Source organism: Alcaligenes sp. YSL9 (assembly GCF_030515105.1).
GTDB lineage: Bacteria > Pseudomonadota > Gammaproteobacteria > Burkholderiales > Burkholderiaceae_B > Alcaligenes > Alcaligenes phenolicus.
Window position 1 is genome coordinate 1,085,762 of record NZ_JALXJU010000001.1, and the last position, 18,209, is coordinate 1,103,970.

19 protein-coding genes are annotated in these 18,209 nt (G+C 57.3%); 7 read left to right on the forward strand and 12 right to left on the reverse strand.

Translation table 11 applies throughout. The features are described 5' to 3' along the window. Positions 1–29 precede the first annotated feature (29 nt). The 7 genes from M2Q46_RS05040 (at position 30) to M2Q46_RS05070 (ending at position 6,680) form a co-directional block, all read left to right on the forward strand. Positions 30–2,957: a monovalent cation/H+ antiporter subunit A gene (locus M2Q46_RS05040; protein WP_035272857.1), complete on the forward strand. Its 2,928-nt coding sequence runs from the start codon at positions 30–32 to the stop codon at positions 2,955–2,957. Continuing rightward, the gene (locus M2Q46_RS05045; protein ID WP_035272858.1) at positions 2,957–3,298 is read left to right on the forward strand and encodes a Na+/H+ antiporter subunit C; all 342 of its coding nucleotides are present in this window, start codon (positions 2,957–2,959) and stop codon (positions 3,296–3,298) included. The genes M2Q46_RS05040 and M2Q46_RS05045 overlap by 1 nt, the downstream gene beginning before the upstream one ends. Before the next feature lie 44 nt (positions 3,299–3,342). Next, on the forward strand, positions 3,343–4,923 hold the full coding sequence (locus M2Q46_RS05050) for a monovalent cation/H+ antiporter subunit D (RefSeq protein ID WP_235332520.1): 1,581 nt from the start codon (positions 3,343–3,345) through the stop codon (positions 4,921–4,923). Positions 4,924–4,928: 5 nt separating this feature from the next. Continuing rightward, positions 4,929–5,414 carry a Na+/H+ antiporter subunit E gene (locus tag M2Q46_RS05055; protein ID WP_052159474.1) on the forward strand — a complete coding sequence of 162 codons (486 nt, stop codon included), beginning with the start codon at positions 4,929–4,931 and terminating at the stop codon, positions 5,412–5,414. Then, positions 5,411–5,692 carry a K+/H+ antiporter subunit F gene (locus M2Q46_RS05060; RefSeq protein ID WP_009461751.1) on the forward strand — a complete coding sequence of 94 codons (282 nt, stop codon included), beginning with the start codon at positions 5,411–5,413 and terminating at the stop codon, positions 5,690–5,692. Before M2Q46_RS05055 ends, M2Q46_RS05060 begins: the two co-directional genes overlap by 4 nt. Then, entirely contained in the window at positions 5,689–6,105 is a 417-nt protein-coding gene (mnhG, locus tag M2Q46_RS05065) for a monovalent cation/H(+) antiporter subunit G (protein WP_088450232.1), read from the forward strand. Before M2Q46_RS05060 ends, mnhG begins: the two co-directional genes overlap by 4 nt. A gap of 197 nt (positions 6,106–6,302) precedes the next feature. Beyond that, a complete protein-coding gene (locus tag M2Q46_RS05070) occupies positions 6,303–6,680 on the forward strand; it encodes a hypothetical protein (RefSeq protein WP_035272861.1) in 378 nt (125 codons plus the stop codon). A gap of 117 nt (positions 6,681–6,797) precedes the next feature. Here M2Q46_RS05070 and M2Q46_RS05075 read toward each other — a convergent pair whose 3' ends face one another. The 12 genes from M2Q46_RS05075 to M2Q46_RS05130 form a co-directional block, all read right to left on the reverse strand. Beyond that, entirely contained in the window at positions 6,798–8,633 is a 1,836-nt protein-coding gene (locus M2Q46_RS05075; protein ID WP_226348405.1) for a potassium transporter Kup, read from the reverse strand. A gap of 54 nt (positions 8,634–8,687) precedes the next feature. Further along, positions 8,688–9,827, reverse strand: coding sequence for a HAMP domain-containing sensor histidine kinase (locus tag M2Q46_RS05080; RefSeq protein WP_035272863.1), 1,140 nt, complete (start codon positions 9,825–9,827; stop codon positions 8,688–8,690). A gap of 39 nt (positions 9,828–9,866) precedes the next feature. Then, positions 9,867–10,547: a response regulator transcription factor gene (locus M2Q46_RS05085; protein ID WP_009461744.1), complete on the reverse strand. Its 681-nt coding sequence runs from the start codon at positions 10,545–10,547 to the stop codon at positions 9,867–9,869. Positions 10,548–10,634: 87 nt separating this feature from the next. Beyond that, a complete protein-coding gene (locus M2Q46_RS05090) occupies positions 10,635–11,135 on the reverse strand; it encodes a biopolymer transporter ExbD (protein ID WP_035272865.1) in 501 nt (166 codons plus the stop codon). A 2-nt stretch (positions 11,136–11,137) separates the two neighbouring features. Then, on the reverse strand, positions 11,138–11,995 hold the full coding sequence (locus tag M2Q46_RS05095) for a MotA/TolQ/ExbB proton channel family protein (protein ID WP_009461741.1): 858 nt from the start codon (positions 11,993–11,995) through the stop codon (positions 11,138–11,140). Between the two features lie 9 nt (positions 11,996–12,004). Further along, positions 12,005–12,817 (reverse strand): energy transducer TonB, encoded by an 813-nt coding sequence (locus M2Q46_RS05100; RefSeq protein WP_021446500.1) that lies wholly within the window; start codon positions 12,815–12,817, stop codon positions 12,005–12,007. Positions 12,818–13,029: 212 nt separating this feature from the next. Beyond that, on the reverse strand, positions 13,030–14,127 hold the full coding sequence (locus M2Q46_RS05105; RefSeq protein WP_026483423.1) for a sulfate/molybdate ABC transporter ATP-binding protein: 1,098 nt from the start codon (positions 14,125–14,127) through the stop codon (positions 13,030–13,032). An 18-nt stretch (positions 14,128–14,145) separates the two neighbouring features. After that, positions 14,146–15,033 carry a sulfate ABC transporter permease subunit CysW gene (gene cysW / locus M2Q46_RS05110; protein ID WP_254001942.1) on the reverse strand — a complete coding sequence of 296 codons (888 nt, stop codon included), beginning with the start codon at positions 15,031–15,033 and terminating at the stop codon, positions 14,146–14,148. Next, complete coding sequence (gene cysT, locus M2Q46_RS05115; protein ID WP_302356865.1) at positions 15,030–15,944, reverse strand: sulfate ABC transporter permease subunit CysT; 915 nt, start codon at positions 15,942–15,944, stop codon at positions 15,030–15,032. The genes cysW and cysT overlap by 4 nt, the downstream gene beginning before the upstream one ends. 25 nt (positions 15,945–15,969) lie before the next feature. Continuing rightward, positions 15,970–16,989, reverse strand: a complete 1,020-nt coding sequence (locus tag M2Q46_RS05120; protein ID WP_060185199.1) for a sulfate ABC transporter substrate-binding protein — start codon at positions 16,987–16,989, stop codon at positions 15,970–15,972. A gap of 151 nt (positions 16,990–17,140) precedes the next feature. Continuing rightward, on the reverse strand, positions 17,141–17,728 hold the full coding sequence (locus M2Q46_RS05125; RefSeq protein ID WP_247966717.1) for a class I SAM-dependent methyltransferase: 588 nt from the start codon (positions 17,726–17,728) through the stop codon (positions 17,141–17,143). A 31-nt stretch (positions 17,729–17,759) separates the two neighbouring features. Further along, a complete protein-coding gene (locus M2Q46_RS05130) occupies positions 17,760–18,032 on the reverse strand; it encodes a hypothetical protein (protein ID WP_083053408.1) in 273 nt (90 codons plus the stop codon). Positions 18,033–18,209 lie beyond the last annotated feature (177 nt).

The following is an 18,209-nucleotide window of genomic DNA, read 5'->3' on the forward strand; positions in this document are numbered from 1 at the left end:
CCGCCTAAATTACCGCCTGTTGGAGTCAGATGTATTTGCTCGTGATCCTAGCTCTGCCGTTTATCGGTAGCTTGCTATCTTCCCTGATGCCCGCGAACTCTCGCAAACTCCAGGCATCTCTTGCAGGCGCTGTCGCCGTTACGTGCGCCTTACTCACTCTCTACGCCTATCCGGACATTGCTCGCGGAGAGGTGCTGGAGTCGTCACGCTCCTGGATACCCGCCCATGGCTTGACCTTCAAGCTGCGCATGGACGGCTATGCCTGGCTTTTCAGTATCATCATTACCGCCATGGGGGCCTTGATCGCCCTTTATGCGCACTATTACCTGTCCGCTCAGGATCCGGTCCGACGTTTTTTCTCCTTTCTGCAAGCCTTTATGGGCTCGATGCTGGGGGTGGTGCTGTCGGGCAATCTGATCCAGCTGGTCGTGTTCTGGGAGCTGACCAGTCTGTCCTCCTTCATGCTGATTGCCTACTGGTATCACCGCATGGATGCGCGACGGGGTGCGCGTATGTCGCTGATCATTACGGGAACCGGCGGTTTCTGCTTGCTGGCGGGTGTACTCATGCTGGGTCAGGCTGCCGGCAGTTACGACCTGAGTGTGGTACTGGAGTCGGGCGAGCAGATTCGCAATCACCCCTGGTATACCGGGATGCTGATCCTGATTGCCTTGGGTGCACTCACTAAAAGCGCGCAGTTTCCCTTCCATATCTGGCTGCCTCACGCCATGGCTGCCCCCACACCTGTGTCCGCCTATTTACACTCGGCCACCATGGTCAAGGCCGGGGTATTCCTGCTGGCGCGCCTGTGGCCTGCCCTGTCGGGCACCACGGAATGGGCTGTCATTATTGGCGGCGCTGGTCTGTGTTCCCTGACGCTGGGGGCTTATGTGGCCATGTTCCAGCGCGACATGAAGGGCGTACTGGCCTATTCCACCATCAGCCACCTGGGTCTGATTACCTTGCTGTTGGGCCTGAACAGCCCACTGGCTCTGGTCGCGGCGCTGTTTCACATGATGAATCACGCGACGTTCAAGGCCTCCCTGTTCATGGCTGCCGGTATCGTGGACCACGAGACCGGTACCCGTAACCTGAACCGGCTTTCCGGTTTGCGCCACGCCATGCCCTTGACTGCCACCTTGGCTACCGTTGCGGCGGCTGCCATGGCCGGTGTGCCCCTATTGAATGGCTTCATCTCCAAAGAAATGTTCTTTGCCGAGACCATTCTGGCCAGCAATGGCAACACCTGGGAATATGCTCTGCCCGTGGTGGCCGTAATTGCGGGCTCCTTCAGCGTGGCCTACTCCTTGCGCTTTATTGCACAGGTGTTTTTTGGCCCTGTCGCCAAGGACTTGCCCCGCGAGCCACACGAGCCGCCTCGCCGCATGTTGATCCCCAGCGCGATTCTGGTACTGACCTGTCTCTTGGTCGGCATTATTCCCAGCCTGACTTTTGGCCCCTTCTTGCATACTGCAGCTAGCGCCATCTTGGGTGCAGAAATGCCCCAGTACGACCTGGCCGTCTGGCATGGTTTCAACCTGCCCCTGATCATGAGTCTGGTCGCCACGGGCATGGGTGTGATCTTCGTTCTGATCATCAACCGCTTCTACAGGAACCGCCAAGGCCGTACGCCTTTGCTGACCCGTGCTGATGGCCGACGCTTCTTTGAGCTGGCCATGGAGTATCTGGAAGTCGCAGCCAACTGGGCCGTGGGCAAGCTTTACTCGCCACGCCTGCAGCGTCAGACCTTGCTGATTATTGTGGCCACAATCTGTGTTGCTGCCCTGCCTCTGGTTCGCGGCAACTGGTTCAAGTCCACTATTTCCACCCCCATCGACCCCTTCTTTGCCCTGATGTGGGCCGTCGGAATTGCCTGCGCGATTGGTGCGGCTCGTCAAGCCAAGTTCCACCGCCCGGCCTCCTTGCTGCTATCTGGTGGCGCTGGACTGGTTACCAGCCTGACCTTTGCCTGGCTTTCCGCCCCTGACCTGGCGCTGACCCAGTTGGCGGTGGAAGTGGTCACCGTTGTGCTGATTTTGCTGGGCCTGCGCTGGTTGCCGCAACGCGTCAGTGATATGCCTGGCGGCCAGGACAATAGTGGTCGCGCCCTTTTCCGCCGTAGCCGCGACTTGATTATTGCCATTCTGGCCGGTTGCGGTATTGCCGCTCTGGCCTACGCCATGATGACACGCCCTCACCCCAGCGGCATCTCGCCCTTCTTTGTCGAAAAGGCCCTGCCCCTGGGCGGTGGCGCGAACGTGGTGAACGTGATTCTGGTGGACTTCCGCGGCTTCGATACCTTTGGTGAAATCGTGGTGTTGGGCATTGTGGCCCTGACGGTCTTTGCGCTGCTGCGACGCTTCCGTCCACCCATCGAAGCCATCGCCCAGCCTCTGGCCCGTCGCCAGAACGTCAAGGACAGCCGCGAAGCCGTCTTTGTGGAGCCGGACCCCAAGACACCGTTGCCAGAAGGCATCATGCAAATTCCAGCTGTCTTGCTGCGGCTGTTGCTGCCTATCTCCACGCTGATCGCCCTGTACTTCTTGCTGCGTGGGCACAACCTGCCCGGTGGCGGTTTTGTGGGCGGCCTGATCATGGCAACCGGCATTATCCTGCAATACATGGTTAGCGGCGTGGTGTGGATGGAGTCCCGCCCTCTGATTCAGCCTCAAACCTGGATTGGCTTGGGTCTGCTGACAGCCGGAGTGGCTGCCATGCTGGTCTGGGCCTTCAACAAGCCCTTCCTGTCTGCCCAAAGCTGGGATCTGCACCTGCCCCTGGTGGGCGACGTGCATACTTCCAGCGCACTGATCTTTGACATTGGTGTATTCATGCTGGTGATTGGTTCCACCATCCTGATTCTGGTCGCGCTGGCCCACCAGTCCCTACGTTTTTATCGCAAACTGCCGTCGCTGCAATCCGCCTCGAACGCTGCATCCGGGATGGAGAATAAATAATGGAAATCGTGCTTTCAATTGCGATTGGTGTGCTGGCGGGCTCGGGCGTCTGGCTCCTGCTGCGCCCGCGTACCTTTCAGGTCATCATGGGACTGGCCCTGGTCTCCTATGCCGTGAACCTGTTCATCTTTAGTATGGGGCGACTCAAAATCAGTGCTGCACCCGTGATCAATAGCAGCGAGCTGGGCGCCAGCTACGCCGATCCTTTGCCACAAGCACTGGTACTGACCGCAATTGTGATTGGTTTTGCCACTACCGCCTTGTTTCTGGTCGTCATTCTGGCCAACCGCGGCCTGAGCGGCACCGACCACGTTGATGGCCGCGAGGAAGACGATCTGTGAGTCTACTCAACCAACACTTGCCCGTATTGCCCGTTGCCATCCCCATGATGGCCGCGGCCCTGATGGTGATGCTGCGCGACAAGCGCCGTCACTACAAGCTGCTGATCGCTTTCAGCTCCTTATTGGCTCAACTGTTCTGCGCGGTCTACCTGCTGTTGCTGGCCGATGGCACACTGGATCCGATCTGGCCGCAGTCCGTCGGTGTGTACCTGCTCGGTGACTGGCCCGCTCCCTTCGGGATTGTGCTGGTCGTGGACCGGCTGGCCGCCTTCTTGCTGGTGCTGACCAATGTGCTGGCCTTTTGCTGCTGGTTCTATTCGCTAGCACGCTGGGATCGCGTGGGGGTGCATTTCCACTCCTTGTTCCAGCTGCTCTTGATGGGCCTGAACGGCGCCTTCCTGACCGGTGACCTGTTCAACCTGTTTGTGTTCTTCGAGGTTCTGCTGGCCGCGTCCTATGGTCTGATGCTGCACGGTTCGGGCGCGGCCCGCGTCAGTGCCGGCCTGCATTACATTGCCGTCAACCTGATCTCTTCCTTCTTGCTGCTGATTGCCATCGCCTTGGTCTACGGTGTCACCGGCACCCTGAACATGGCTGATCTGGCTCTGCGTGCTGGCTCCATGCCGGATTCGGATCGTCTGGTATTTGAATCGGCCATGGCCATTCTGGGGATTGCCTTTCTGATCAAGGCCGCCGCCTGGCCCTTGAACTTGTGGCTACCCAATGCCTATGGCAATGCCAGTGCACCGGTCGCTGCCATGTTTGCGATCATGACCAAAGTGGGTATTTACGCACTGCTGCGTATCGGCTCCTTGCTACTGCCTACGGGGGCACCTGCCGCCTTTGGCGTGGCCTGGATGTTCCCCGCCGGGATCGCCACGCTGGCCTTCGGCGCTATTGGTGTCATGGCCGCACAGCAACCCGAACGACTGGCCAGTTATTGCATCATCGTGTCTTCCGGCACCTTGCTGGCCGCCTTGGGCATGCCCGGCGTCATCCTGACCGGCCCTGCCCTGTACTACATGCTCAGCAGCGTTCTGGCCTTGGGTGCTTTCTTCCTGCTGCTGGAACTGGTTAGCCGTACCAAACCTTTTGGTGCCGACCTGCTGGCCGTCAGTCAGGAGGTCTTTGATCTGGACGACCCGGAGTCCGAAGACAATAGCGATGACGTGGTAGGTGTGGCTATCCCTGGCGTGATGGTGTTCCTGGGCATGTCCTTTATTGCCTGCGCCTTGCTGATTGTGGGCCTGCCACCGCTGTCCGGTTTTGTGGCCAAGCTGTCCTTGCTGACAGCCGCGCTGAAAGCCTCGGGCCAATCGCCAGAACCTCTAAACGCCTGGATTCTGACCGCTGCCGTGCTGATTTCCGGCGTAGCCGGTTTGATCGCCATGGTACGTGTGGGCATTCGTCTGTTCTGGAGCAATAGCTCCCTGACGATTCCCCGCCTGAAGCTGATCGAAGCTGCTCCCATTGCCAGCATTATTGTGGCTTGCGGGATCTTGAGCTGGTATGCCGGCCCGATCACCACCTACCTGGAACAAACAGCCCAGCAACTGGACGAACCCCGTATTTATATTGGGTCCGTCCTGCGGCAGAACCCGCTACGTTCTGTTCAAGCGGAGTGATTCTGATGCGACGCTATACCAAACATCTTTTTCTGCCCTTGCTGCTGCTTGGCCTGTGGCTGCTGCTGAACGACTCGCTCTCGGCCGGTTACGTGGTGCTGGGCCTGTTCCTGGCTATCGCCCTGAGCTTGGCAGCCATTCCATTTCGTCCGGTTAAGGCCAGCATCCGCCACCCCTTTCTGGCCTTGAAACTGATTTGCCAAGTGGCCTGGGACATTGTGCTGTCCAATATTGCCGTTGGCCATCTGGTTCTGAAAGGCAGCAAAGCACCTCGTCCGGGCTTTCTGGCCATTCCGTTGCAACTGACTGACCCACATGGTCTGGCAGCCTTGGCGTGCATCATTACCTACACCCCAGGTACTGTCTGGTCCGGCTTCGATTACGAGACCCGCGTCCTGACTTTGCACATTCTGGATCTGCAAGACGAACAGGTCTGGTTAGACACTATTCAGAAGCGCTACCAAGGACCGCTACTGGAGATTTTCCAATGATAGACATTGTTTACTGGGCCTGTCAGTTTGCCCTGGGCTGCTTTGTCCTGGGCATGGGCTGCGCCGTCATCCGCCTGCTTAAAGGCCCCTCTGCCGCCGACCGCGTGCTGGCGCTGGACACCATGTACATCAACGGTATGCTGGCCTTGCTGGCCCTGGGCATCCGTTTTGACTCTACCCTGTACTTTGATATCGCCTTGCTGATTGCCCTGTTTGGTTTTGTAGGCTCGGCAGCCATGGCGAAATTCCTGCTGCGTGCCGAGGTGATCGAGCCATGAATACGCCTTTACTACCTTGGTGGCTGGCTGTCCCGGTTGCCCTTTTGCTTGTTCTTAGCGGCATCGTGGCCCTGGTGGGTTCGGCTGGCTTGCTGCGCTTCAAACACTTTTATTCACGCATCCATGCCCCCACCATGGGGAACACGCTGGGTACGTTTTTCATGGTGCTGGCCGTCGCCATCAGCGCCAGCCACTTGATGAGCCGTCCCATTCTGCATCCGCTCATCCTGAGTGTGCTCTTGATCATTACCTCGCCGGTCACCGCCATCTTTCTGATGCGCGCTGCCATCAAACGCGAGCATCGCCAACGTCTGGCCGAATATGGCCCAGACGAGCCAGGCTATCTGGACATGCCACATAAAGCGCCTCTGCCCAAAGATTTGGCTCAACCACCAGCCGGCGACAAGACCTAAGTCAAGCCGTGAGGGTTTAGACAAGTTTTATTACCCTCACTTGCAACTGCTCCACTTATACTAGTAAGTGTTTACTGCGTATCGGGAATTGCCCCATACGCAGTCGCTTTTGGGGCTTTGCGGCCTGCTACTCATACCTGCTCGTAACAGTGCTCGCCAAGCCGGTGATTCCCTTAGCAAGTAAAGGAGTGAGATCGATGAGTCTACTTACACGCCCATCCCGAATTCTGAGTGCCGGCCTGCTCAGCCTGGGTTTGCTGTCCTCTGCTGCCTGGGCTCAAACCCCGTCCCAAGACTACCGACACGACATCCAGCGCTGTGAGCAATTCAAAGGAGACCAGCGCACCACTTGCCGTCGCGAAGCCGGTGCCGCGCTGCAAGCCGAGCGCCATCACAAGCTGGACAAACGCGATCACAATCTGGATGCCAACCGGCAAGCGCGCTGCCATCGCTTACCCGCTGATCGCCAGCAAGACTGCCTGAAATCCATGACCGGCCAGGACACAACGGTACGCGGTAGCGTGGAAGGCGGCGGTATCCTTCGCGAAACCACGACTGTGGTGCCTGCTCAGTAAACGCAGAAAACACGGCTATTCCTAATAGGTAGCCAGATAAAAAGAATGGGCCTTGAAAAGGCCCATTCTTTGTTTCTACTGGCTGCAATAGCTAGCTGCAGCTGCAAATGTCTCCACCTACAGCTCCACCTGTATCCCCATCTCCACCACGCGATTAGGCGGGATCTTGAAAAAGCGCGTGCTACGGCTGGCATTACGCGCCATGAATGCAAACAAGCGGCGACGCCAGCCCAAGTACCAGGGCTGACGGGATTGAATCATCACCGTCTGGCGCGATAGGAAGTAGGATGTCTGCATAGGCTCCAGATTCAGCTCCGGGTGCTCCAGCGCGATCTGCTCCAGCAATTGCGGCACATTGGGCTCTTGCTTGAAGCCCCAGGAAGCCACCGCCTGCCAGCTGCCTCGGCTCAGACGTTGCAGGCTATAGCGCTCCCCAAAAGGAACGTAAGGCACACCGGCACTGGTTACGGTCAAGAACAGGACCTGTTCATGCAGGACTTTATTGTGTTTCAGGTTATGCAATAAGGCCGGAGGGACCGAGTCGGGAATGGTGCTCATGAACACCGCCGTCCCTGGTACACGGGTGGGAGCGTACTCTTCCAGGCTCAGCAAAAACTCTTTTAGCGGCTGCTTGTTTTCCAGCAGACGTTCGTGCAAAGCGGCTCGTCCCTGGCGCCAGGTCAGCATCAAGCCCAACAGCACAGCCCCCACCAGCAATGGCAGCCAGCCGCCTTCCAGAATCTTGAGCGCATTGGCCGAGAACAACAATATGTCCAGAATCAGGAAAACACCCAGGAGCCCCAGCCAGGCCCAGCGCTTGATTCCGCTAGCGCGGCGCGGCAGCAGTACCAGAGCCAGCAAACTGGTCATCAACATGGTACCCGTGACTGCAAAGCCATAAGCATGGGCCAGGCGATCCGAGGAGCCAAAGCTCAGGACCAGAATCATCACCGCCACGCATAGCAGCAAGTTCACACGCGGCAAGTAGATCTGTCCTTCTTCTTTAGCCGAAGTATGTTGGATCACCATACGCGGCCAGAAGCCAAGCTGCACCGCCTGGCGAGTTACAGAAAACGCCCCGGATATCACGGACTGGGAGGCAATCACCGTTGCAACCGTTGCCAACATCACCATGGGCACCAAGGCCCAGTTGGGAGCCAGGAAGAAGAACGGATTACGAATGGCGGCCGGATCGGAAATCAACAATGCCCCTTGGCCGAAATAACACAGGACCAGGCAGGGCATGACAATCATGAACCAGGCTTTGCGAATTAAAGGACGGCCAAAATGGCCCATATCGGCGTACAAGGCCTCGGCCCCCGTCAAGGCCAGGACCAAGGCCCCCAAAAGCAAAAAGGTTTGCCAGGGAGCGTCAGCAATAAAAGCCACGGCCCACCGTGGGTCCAGCGCCATCAAAACTTGGGGATGCTCAATAACACGCCATAGACCCAAGCCACCCAGCACCAGAAACCAGGTCAACATAATGGGGCCGAACAACTTACCCATGGTACCCGTGCCATGGGACTGGATCAGAAACAAGGCCAGCAAGACGCCCAGGGCCAAAGGTACGACCCAAGGGTCCAGCACGTGAGACACCATCCCTATGCCTTCCAACGCCGACATCACGGAGATGGCCGGGGTAATGATGCTGTCCCCATAAAACAAGGCAGCACCAATCAGCCCCAGCACCACAATAATCTGCCGACGTGGTCCCTGAATGCCGCGTGCCGCCAATTCCATCAGGGCCAGCGTGCCTCCCTCACCTTTATTGTCCAGACGCAACACCACTGTGACGTACTTGATGGAGACCACCAGAGTCAGCAGCCAGAACAGCAAGGACAGCACACCATAGACCTGTTCAGCACCAGGCTGTCCGTAGGCGCTCAAGGCCACTTTCATGGTGTAGAGCGGGCTGGTTCCAATATCGCCATACACCACGCCTAAAGCGCCCATTAGCAAGGCGGCCTGAGCCGCTTTTTTGGGGTTTTCTGTTGCTGTGTTCAAGGCTTAGTTTCCAATCAAAGTGTCGTGCCGGGTCAGACGCGCACCAATACGCGGACCGGGAAAAACAATGGTGATGCGAGTGCCTGGAAAATCAGGACGGCTCATCAAGCTCCACCAGGCGCCATGCGCACGGGCAATTTCCTGCACAATGGCCAAACCCAAGCCGGAGCCTCCTGCTTGTGTGCCGGGGGAGCGATAAAACGCTTCAAATACCCGCTGCTGCTCGCTGGATTCAATGCCCGGCCCGTGATCTTCCACCGATAAGGAGGGTGGATTACTGGCCACCCGCAAGACGATGCGATCTGTTCCTTGCCCGTAGCGCAAGGCGTTATCCATCAGATTGGACAATAACTCCCGTAGGAGCACGGGGGCAGCATCAATCCAGACCGGCTTTTCAGGTGCCAGCAAATGGATTTCCACACCATGCTGACGCGCCTGCAAGAACCAGTCACCGCCCTCCTCGCGCGCCCATTCACACAAGTCCAGACGCACAAAGCTGTCTTTAATATTGGTGTCCGCATCAGTACGTGCCAGCACCAACAACTGCTGGCCCAGACGAATCATGCGGTCCGAGACACTTTTGATGCGCTCGGCCCGTTGGCGGATATCTTCTGGCAAAGGCCTTGCCAGCATCAGCTCGGACTCCAACTGCAAGCCCGTCAAGGGTGTGCGCAACTGATGCGCAGCGTGACCAATAAAACGCTTTTGCGCCTGCAGCGTATCACGCTGACGTTCCAGCAATTCGTTAAAGTGCTCCACCAGCGGCACTATTTCAGCAGGCAAGGCGCTGGCATCCAGGCGCTCGAAGTCGTCATCGGAGCGGTTGCGGATTTGTTGTGACAAATCATCAATGGACGCCAGCTGCGAGCGAATCCCCGACAGCAGCACCCAGGCAATCAGACTGACCAGCAAGACCTGACTGAGCGCCATGGTCCAGAAAATATCGCGCAGCAGCCAGTCTTCCAGGCTCATGCGGCGCGTCAGTATCCAGGTAACGCTCAAGTCGAGCACCACCAGAATGGAAATCGGGGGAAACAGACGGCCCATCAGTTTGCGGGCCAAAGAACCGGGAGCAAGAAAGCGCTCCAGCCAGCCTCGCAACAAGGAGGTTTTTACCGCTGGAGAAAGATGCTGATCGGGCATGGTTGACCTAAGGTTTCAGGCAGCGGGCACGGGCTGCCGTTATGCTCCGGCCACGCTCTCCACATCGAGCAAATAGCCAAAGCCGCGCACAGTCTGTATGACAGCCCCGGTGCCTTCCAGGCGCTTGCGCAAACGATACACGTAGACTTCGACCGCATTGTCGCTGAAATCGGCATCCCAGGCAGACAAGGAGTTGATAATTTGCTGCTTGGTGACCACACGGCCCGCGCGCATCATCAGCATTTCCAGTACGGACAGCTCGCGCACCGACAAGGTCACACGTTGACCGGCACAGCGCAGCTCGCGGCCAATGGTATCAAAGCTCAAGGGGCCCACATCAATAATGGGCTGTACCTGACCACTGCGGCGGCGGCCAAAAACACGCACGCGGGCGGCCAGCTCGGACAGGTCAAAAGGTTTGATCAGGTAGTCGTCAGCACCGGCATCCAGGCCGCCGACGCGATCATCCACACCATCACGCGCAGTCAGAATCAGAACGGGAATGGCGTTGCCCTGCTGGCGCAATTGGCGCAGCACATCCAGGCCACTGATGCCGGGCAAGTTCAAGTCCAGGAGCAGAAGATCGTAGACCTGGGCGGCCAACTCCTTCAAGGCACTTTCGCCTTCCTGGAGCCAGTCAACAGCGTAGCCCTGATCGTTGAGAAATTCCTGCAGTGCGGCGCCCAGTATGGCGTCGTCTTCGATAACTAGTACACGCATTCGGGGGATTTTATTACGAAACTGGCCCCTCGCGTTGCAGATGCAAAGCGAGGGGCCAGAAAAAACAACACGAAGAAGAACCTGGAATTACAGAGCAGGTTTAGGCTCGACGGCCTTCTGGTCGGCGACGGCGCCTTCCTTGGCTTCGCCCTCGTCACCCGCTGCCTTGGTCGTTGGACCTGGGCGGGTGATGAACCCCAGACGGGTCAGGCCGGAAGCCTTGGAGCGGCTCATGACCTGGGCCAGGGTTTCGTAGCGAGTATCGGTATCGGCACGGATACGCAATTCAGGCTGAGGCTGATCCTTGGAATAAGGGGCCAGCGTGGCGGTCAGGTCTTCCAGCGCCACCGGCTGCTCGTTCACGAAGATCTGCCCTTCTGCGTCAATCGCCAGATCAATCGTCTTGGGATCTTGCTGGACTGGTTCAGACGTCGCCTGGGGCAGCTGAATCTTGATGGAGTGCGACAGCAGCGGAGCAGTGATCAGAAAGATCACCAGCAACACCAGCATGACGTCGATCAGCGGCACCATATTGATTTCGGACAGCGCGGAGCCCGAGTTGCGATTATCAAAGCTGCCAAAAGCCATGATTAGTGCTCCCGCTTGGCAGCCGCTGCCGAGCTCGATGCTGCACCACCGCCCGAGCTAGGGACACGACGCAGAACAGGTTGGTTATCTTGCACAGGCTGGCCTGTGGTCAGGAAAGTAAACAGGTCGTGAGCAAACGCGTCCAGCTGGGACAGGTAAACGCGGTTGGTGCGCACAAACGCGTTGTAAGCCAACACGGCAGGAATAGCCACGGCCAGACCCAGACCGGTCATCACCAGGGCTTCACCCACAGGACCGGCGATCTTGTTCAGGGTCACGCCATCGGACAGACCGATATTGATCAGGGCGTGGTACACACCCCAAACCGTACCGAACAGCCCCACAAACGGAGCGGTAGAACCCACCGAAGCCAGCAGCGTCAGGCCGTTTTCCAGCTTGGCCGTTTCTTCGTCCATGACTTTACGCATGATGCGCGAGACAAAGGCATCGGTAGAGCCTTTCTCTTCCAGACGCATGGCGCCGTATTTCACATGGTGTTTTTGAGCGTGGATAGCGTGGCTGGCCAAGTGACTGAAGGGATCGCGGGCACCGTGGGTGGCGATTTCGTTTTCAACTTGCTCCAGAGAACTGGCGGACCAGAATTCACGCATGAAACCTTGCGAGCGGCGCTTCAGGCGGAAGGACAGCACGCCCTTGACGATGATCAGGTACCAGCTGGCAACCGACATCAAGGCCAGAATGACGAACAAGGTCTTGCCGACCACATCACTTTGCTGGATAAAGTGCAGCACCCCGGTCGCTTCCTCAGCGGCAGCAACACTGGCGGCAGCCTGATCTGCAACAGGCCCTGCAACTTGTGCCAGGCTTACCCATACGCTTTGAAATAGTTCCTGCATCATTGATATATCCTAGTAAACAAAGTCGAAAGGAATATCGGCCATGGCACGATAGGCCACACCATTTTCCGTATACGGTTTAAAACGCGCTGTGCGTACTGCTTTCAGTGCCGACTCATCCAGACGTTCATAGCCTGAGGAGCTTTGCACTTTGGCTTCCAGCACGGTTCCTTGGGTTGAAATCACTACACGAACCACCACGCGGCCCTGCTCACGACGGCGCTCGGAAGCCCGGGGGTACACCGGCACAGGACGACGTCCCAAATAATCCACACGACCAATCAGCTTGGGCCGATCACCATCCGTAGAACGGGCGGCAGTTTGGGAGGACGTATTGTCCGTAGCTGGACCTGCTTGAGCGGCAGGAGCGGCTGGTTGAGCAGGCTGCGGTGTTTCTGCCGGTGGAACCTCGGGCTTGGGCTGTGGCTTGGGCTTAGGTTTCGGCTTGGGTTTTGGTTTGGGCTTGGGCGGCTCGGGAATCGGAGGTTTTTCCACGATAGGCTCTGGCTCGGGTTCCGGCTCAACAACCGGTTCTGGCTCGGGCTCGGGGTCCGGTTCCACCTCGGGTTCGGGCTCAGGTTCCGGCTCGGCCACCACCTCTTCAGGAGGGGCACTGACCTGCTCTTGCTGAACCGGGGACTCCGACACTTCCACCAAAGTCACCCCAACAACATCCATGGGGGCGGGTTCACCCACAATCTTGGGGGTTTCCGTCCACAAGATGGTAGCCACGACACCCACGTGCAATCCCAGTGCCAATGCCAAACCAGTTGCCTTCAAGGCCAGCATCGAGCGATTATTCTTTTGAGAAGCAATTCCGGTCATAATCCGTTCTACACATTCTGCAACCCGCATGGACCATGACGGGACCGGACAGGATGCCCAGTGAAGTATCGAATCTTAACAGAAACAGGAATGATTCTCAATACTAAATTCCTGTAATATTTCCTGCTCCAATCCGCCCTGCAAAAAACCTCCAGATACTAACGCAGACAGGCTGACCTAGGGTCAGCCTGTTGCGAATAATTTGCAAAAAATCAGGACAATCGCGCTTCGGTTTGAGACTCGATAGGGAAAGCGCTGAACTTGCGTGGCAAGGCCAAAGCCCGCTCACCCGGCCGCAAGCCCAGCTGCGACCAACGCTGATGATCGAACTCGGCTTCCCAGGCACGCTCGCCCTCGTTCAAGGCCAGTTCAACCCGTACTGTCGCCCCCAAAGGAATAATGCGCTGCACGGCCACGACGATGCCCTGGCCATCCAATTGGCGCTGTAAATCCAGGTCATGCGGGCGCACATAGCCTACTGCTTGCCCCTGACCCGCATCCTGAGCATTCAAGGCCTGATTGGACTCGAATTGTCCCAACTGAGGATCAGCCACAAAGCGTCCGTGCTGGAACTGACCCGGCAAGCGATTCGCCGCCCCCAGGAACTCATACACAAAAGGACTGGCAGGGTGGTTATAGACATCCTGCGGGGCGCCTTCCTGCTCAACCCGGCCTTTATTGAGCACCACAATACGATCAGCCACTTCAATGGCCTCTTCCTGGTCGTGCGTCACAAACAAGGTACTGATATGGAGGTCATCATGCAGACGACGCAGCCAGGAACGCAGTTCCTTGCGCACCTTGGCATCCAGCGCACCAAACGGCTCGTCCAACAGCAAGACACCCGGTTCCACCGCCAAGGCACGTGCCAGAGCAATACGCTGCCGCTGGCCACCCGACAAGGCCGCCGGGTAGCGATCGGCCAGCCAATCCAGCTGCACCAGCTCCAACAGCTCGTGCACACGCTGACGAATCTGGGCTTCGGGCAAGCGCTGCTTGCGTGGCTTGATGCGCAGACCAAAGGCGACGTTTTCAAACACCGTCATGTGGCGGAACAAGGCATAGTGCTGGAACACAAAACCCACCTGGCGATCACGCGTGCCCACAGCAGCCACATCCTTGCCGTTGATCAGCACCTGACCCGCATCCGCATGTTCCAGGCCAGCCACGATACGCAGCAAGGTCGTCTTGCCGCAGCCCGACGGCCCCAGCAAAGCCACCAGCTCGCCCGCTGGGAAATCCAATGTCACATCACCCAGTGCCGTAAACGCACCAAACTGTTTAGATAGATGACGAACTTCGATACTCATAATGAACTCCGAATGCGATCATCCACGATGACCGTCTTGAACCATTTTGCGCTCGGCCCACAATTTAAGCGCCAACGTCAGTAAAGCCAAGACCGCCAGCACCGAAGCCGCCGCAAAAGCGCCCACCGTGTGATAGTCGTTGTACTCAATCTCTACATGCAAGGGCAGCGTGTTGGTCTGGCCCCGTATATGGCCCGAGAGCACCGACACCGCCCCAAACTCGCCCATGGCACGGGCATTGCACAGAATCACGCCATACAGCAGGCCCCACTTGATCTTGGGCAGAGTCACCCGCCAGAACATCTGCCTGCCATTGGCCCCCAGCACTCGCGCAGCCTGCTCTTCCTCGCTGCCCTGCATTTGCATCAGCGGAATCAACTCACGCGCCACAAAGGGGAAAGTGACAAACAAAGTCGCCAAAACCAAACCGGGCAAGGCAAATACGATACGAATGTTATTAGCGTCCAGCCAATCCCAAAATGGGCCTTGGCGACCAAAAATCAGTAAAAACATCAAACCGGCAATGACAGGTGATACCGAGAACGGCAGGTCGATCAGCGTCGTCAGAATGCTTTTGCCACGGAACTCAAAACGCGCAATCGCCCAGGAGGCGGCCAGACCAAACGCGATATTCAAAGGCACGGCAATCACGGCAACCAGAACTGTCAGGCTGGCGGCATGCAAGGTATCGCTCTCGCTCAAGGCGGACAGATACGGCATGATGCCCCGGCTAAAAGCCGTCATGAAGACCAGGATCAAAGGCAGGAGCAAGAACAGCACAAAGAACAGCAAGGCAATGCCAATCAATAAGGCTTTGACGGCCGGACCTTCTTCCTGCGCCGCCCGCAAGCGCGCCGTATGTACCGGCACCGCCTGCACAGAGGAATCCATCGTCAGGCTGCTCATCGTGCGCCCTCCAAAGTCAAAGGCGCTGCCACCTTGGCTGCCTTGCCACTAGCCTGGCCCGAATGACGCGACTGCAAGTACCACTGCAAGCGATTGATCGCCAGCAAGATAATGAAGGACAGCACCATCATCAAAACGGCCAGCGCCGAGGCTCCGGCATAGTCAAACTGCTCCAGCTTGATCACGATCAGCAAGGGTGTAATTTCCGAAACCATAGGGACATTACCGGCAATGAAAATCACGGAACCGTACTCACCCACCGCACGGGCAAAAGCCAGCGCTACGCCCGTCAAGCAGGCGGGCAAGATAGCGGGGAGAATCACCTTGGTGACCGTCTGGAAGCGATCGGCCCCCAGGCAAGCACTGACCTCCTCCTGCTCCTGTTCCAGCTCTTCCAGAACCGGCTGCACGGTACGCACAACAAAGGGCAGTCCAATAAAAACCAGGGCGATCAGCACACCCCAAGGGGTAAAGGCAATCTGCCCAACATAAGGTTCAGCCCAGGAACCGATCCAGCCCGTGGGCGCATAAATCGCCGCCAAGGAAATGCCGGCCACCGACGTTGGCAAGGCAAAGGGCAGATCAATCAAGGCATCCACAATGCGACGACCGGGAAAGCGGTAACGCACCAAAACCCAGGCCAGAATCAAGCCAAATACACCATTGATCAACGCCGCCAAAGCGGCCATCCCAAAGGTCAGTTTCAAGGAAGCCAAGACGCGCACAGCACTGACGGTTTCCCAAAAGGCCGACCAACCCATGGAGGTGGTCTTGAGCAAAACAGCAGACAAGGGGATCAGAACAATCAGGCTCAAATAGCTGATGGACAAACCCATGGTCAAGCCAAAGCCTGGCAAAGCCCGCTGCTTGCGAGCAGCGGGCAGAAATCCCCAAAGACGAGCCTGTGACATCGAACGGTCCTCGGTGATAGTGGGGTTACTTGCTCAAGTAGATGCTGTCGAACACGCCACCATCCGCAAAGTGCTTGGCCTGAACCTGAGTCCAACCGCCCAGCTCATCGTCAACCTTGTACAGTTTCAACGCCGGGAACTGATCGCGGTACTTGGCGGCCACCGACTCCAGGCGAGGACGGTAAAAATGACGGGCGGCGATTTCCTGGCCTTCCGGGCTATACAGATATTCCAGATAGGCCTGAGCCACTTTTTCCGTGCCATGCTTGGCGGCATTGGCATCTACCAGCGCCACGGGCGGCTCGGCCAGAATGCTGCTGGAAGGCACCACAATATCGAAGCGATCGGGCCCCAGATCCTTGACGGACAAGAGCGCTTCGTTCTCCCAGGCAATCAATACATCGCCAATGCCCCGCTCCACAAAGGTTGTGGTCGATCCACGCGCACCGGAATCCAGCACGCTGACGTTGCGATACAGCTTGGCCACAAAGTCACGGGCCTGCGCTTCATCCCCATTGCCTTGCTTCAAGGCGTACAACCAGGCCGCCAGATAGTTCCAACGTGCCCCCGCCGAAGTTTTAGGATTGGGCGTAACCACCTTTACATCAGAGCGAATCAAGTCGTTCCAGTCGTGAATCCCCTTGGGATTACCCTTGCGCACCAGCAAGACAATCGTGGAGGTGTAAGGCGTACTGTTGTCCGGCAGGCGAGCCTGCCAGCCCTTGTCCAGCAAACCGGACTGAGCGATCTGATCAATATCGGAAGAAATACCCAGCGTCACCACATCAGCGGGCACGCCATCAATCACGGTACGGGCCTGCTTGCTGGAACCACCGTGGGAACTACGGATGACTACACTGTCACCCGTTTGCTCTTTGTAATGCGCCTGGAAAGCCTTGTTGAATTCAGCGTACAGTTCACGCGTTGGGTCATACGAAACATTCAGAATGCTGACCTCGGCTGCAACAGCCGTTGCCGCCGCCAGCACCAACGCCAGCAAAGCCCCTGCCCGAACGCCCTTCCACTTCTGTTGAATCCGCTTCATTTCCCATCCCCTAGAAACCATTTCCAAGCAATGAGAACGAGTCTAGCAAGGGTGTTACACCCGGCTAAATACCGATTCTTTGGTTAGATATAGCGGGGAGATGGAGGGGACCGAAACGGCTGCCAGATCCAGGATGCTCAGAGTACGGGAATCAGCCTGGCAACTGCCCTTTTTCCAACACCAGCTCCCACATCGCTTTTTGCTTTATATATTTGTGCGATGTCATGTGCTGGACAGAAATCCGGCGCCATTCGGCCCCAAATAACTGCTCTACGCTGGCCTGATCAAAGAAACGCTTGCAATTGCCTTGGTCGCGATAGAAGTTGGCTTCAATCAGCTCGCCCTGCCCGGCACCGAAATTCACATCCTCAGTGGAGTTCAGACGACATAAAAACAAAGCACCAGGCCGCAAGCTATTCCAGATTCTGCGCACAATGACCTGGGTTTCATCCCATGGAAAATAATGCAGGGACAAGCTGGCCAGGACCAGCTCAAGATTATTCGCCGCCTCCGGCCAGGGACCTCGCGTATCCCTGCACTCAATCAAAGCCTCGGGAGCGCGCTGCTGCGCGATTGCCACACATTCGGGTGAGAGGTCAAAAGCCATCACCTTCAATCCTGCCTGGGTCAAGGTCAACGTATCGTCACCAAAACCACAGCCTATCTCTAGTACCGGCGAAGAAATTTCACGTTGAGCGATCAAGGGTAACCAGCGATCAAGCCAAGGGTCCGAATACATAAACACGTTTCTCGTACAACAAGGGGAAAAATCAGGTCGCTGGGACGTCAAGGTCACGGACCAGTAAAGTCAGGACAATCGCCGCCAACAGGCACTCGCCTACATTGAACCAAAGGTGCCAAGGCTTGGACTTGTCACTATTGCCCAATGCGTAACGTATCCCTCTGTAATTGATCCAGCCCAGGCACACGACCAGCACAGGCCACAAGATCCATAGCGGCGGGAAAAACAAAAGAAACATAAAGGCCAGCCATGCCAGAATCAAGGTGGCAAGAGGAGACAGGCAAGAGAGTAGTTTGCTCATGAAGACCCGAGGACCGCATATCGACAAGGTGTAGTGTTACCTGAATAGCCGCTACGCTCAAGACCGGGCCGCTGTTGCTATTATCGCTGCCTTGCCTGTGCTTTGCCTTTGCCTGGCAGCAGTTCAAACGGGAGAGGCATGACAAATTGCAGGAATAAGCCTGTGTCGCCACTCCCC

Excerpts from the sequence above, each read along its gene's own strand:
- M2Q46_RS05100 (WP_021446500.1), bottom strand. The coding sequence starts at position 12,817 with ATGACCGGAATTGCTTCTCAAAAGAATAATCGCTCGATGCTGGCCTTG.
- M2Q46_RS05090 (WP_035272865.1), bottom strand. The coding sequence starts at position 11,135 with ATGGCTTTTGGCAGCTTTGATAATCGCAACTCGGGCTCCGCGCTGTCC.
- M2Q46_RS05050 (WP_235332520.1), top strand. The coding sequence starts at position 3,343 with ATGATGGCCGCGGCCCTGATGGTGATGCTGCGCGACAAGCGCCGTCAC.
- M2Q46_RS05055 (WP_052159474.1), top strand. The coding sequence starts at position 4,929 with ATGCGACGCTATACCAAACATCTTTTTCTGCCCTTGCTGCTGCTTGGC.
- cysT (WP_302356865.1), bottom strand. The coding sequence starts at position 15,944 with ATGTCACAGGCTCGTCTTTGGGGATTTCTGCCCGCTGCTCGCAAGCAG.
- M2Q46_RS05085 (WP_009461744.1), bottom strand. The coding sequence starts at position 10,547 with ATGCGTGTACTAGTTATCGAAGACGACGCCATACTGGGCGCCGCACTG.
- M2Q46_RS05105 (WP_026483423.1), bottom strand. The coding sequence starts at position 14,127 with ATGAGTATCGAAGTTCGTCATCTATCTAAACAGTTTGGTGCGTTTACG.
- M2Q46_RS05080 (WP_035272863.1), bottom strand. The coding sequence starts at position 9,827 with ATGCCCGATCAGCATCTTTCTCCAGCGGTAAAAACCTCCTTGTTGCGA.
- M2Q46_RS05120 (WP_060185199.1), bottom strand. The coding sequence starts at position 16,989 with ATGAAGCGGATTCAACAGAAGTGGAAGGGCGTTCGGGCAGGGGCTTTG.
- M2Q46_RS05130 (WP_083053408.1), bottom strand. The coding sequence starts at position 18,032 with ATGAGCAAACTACTCTCTTGCCTGTCTCCTCTTGCCACCTTGATTCTG.
- M2Q46_RS05040 (WP_035272857.1), top strand. The coding sequence starts at position 30 with ATGTATTTGCTCGTGATCCTAGCTCTGCCGTTTATCGGTAGCTTGCTA.
- M2Q46_RS05075 (WP_226348405.1), bottom strand. The coding sequence starts at position 8,633 with ATGGGCGCTTTAGGCGTGGTGTATGGCGATATTGGAACCAGCCCGCTC.
- M2Q46_RS05060 (WP_009461751.1), top strand. The coding sequence starts at position 5,411 with ATGATAGACATTGTTTACTGGGCCTGTCAGTTTGCCCTGGGCTGCTTT.
- cysW (WP_254001942.1), bottom strand. The coding sequence starts at position 15,033 with ATGAGCAGCCTGACGATGGATTCCTCTGTGCAGGCGGTGCCGGTACAT.
- mnhG (WP_088450232.1), top strand. The coding sequence starts at position 5,689 with ATGAATACGCCTTTACTACCTTGGTGGCTGGCTGTCCCGGTTGCCCTT.
- M2Q46_RS05095 (WP_009461741.1), bottom strand. The coding sequence starts at position 11,995 with ATGATGCAGGAACTATTTCAAAGCGTATGGGTAAGCCTGGCACAAGTT.
- M2Q46_RS05070 (WP_035272861.1), top strand. The coding sequence starts at position 6,303 with ATGAGTCTACTTACACGCCCATCCCGAATTCTGAGTGCCGGCCTGCTC.
- M2Q46_RS05125 (WP_247966717.1), bottom strand. The coding sequence starts at position 17,728 with ATGTATTCGGACCCTTGGCTTGATCGCTGGTTACCCTTGATCGCTCAA.
- M2Q46_RS05045 (WP_035272858.1), top strand. The coding sequence starts at position 2,957 with ATGGAAATCGTGCTTTCAATTGCGATTGGTGTGCTGGCGGGCTCGGGC.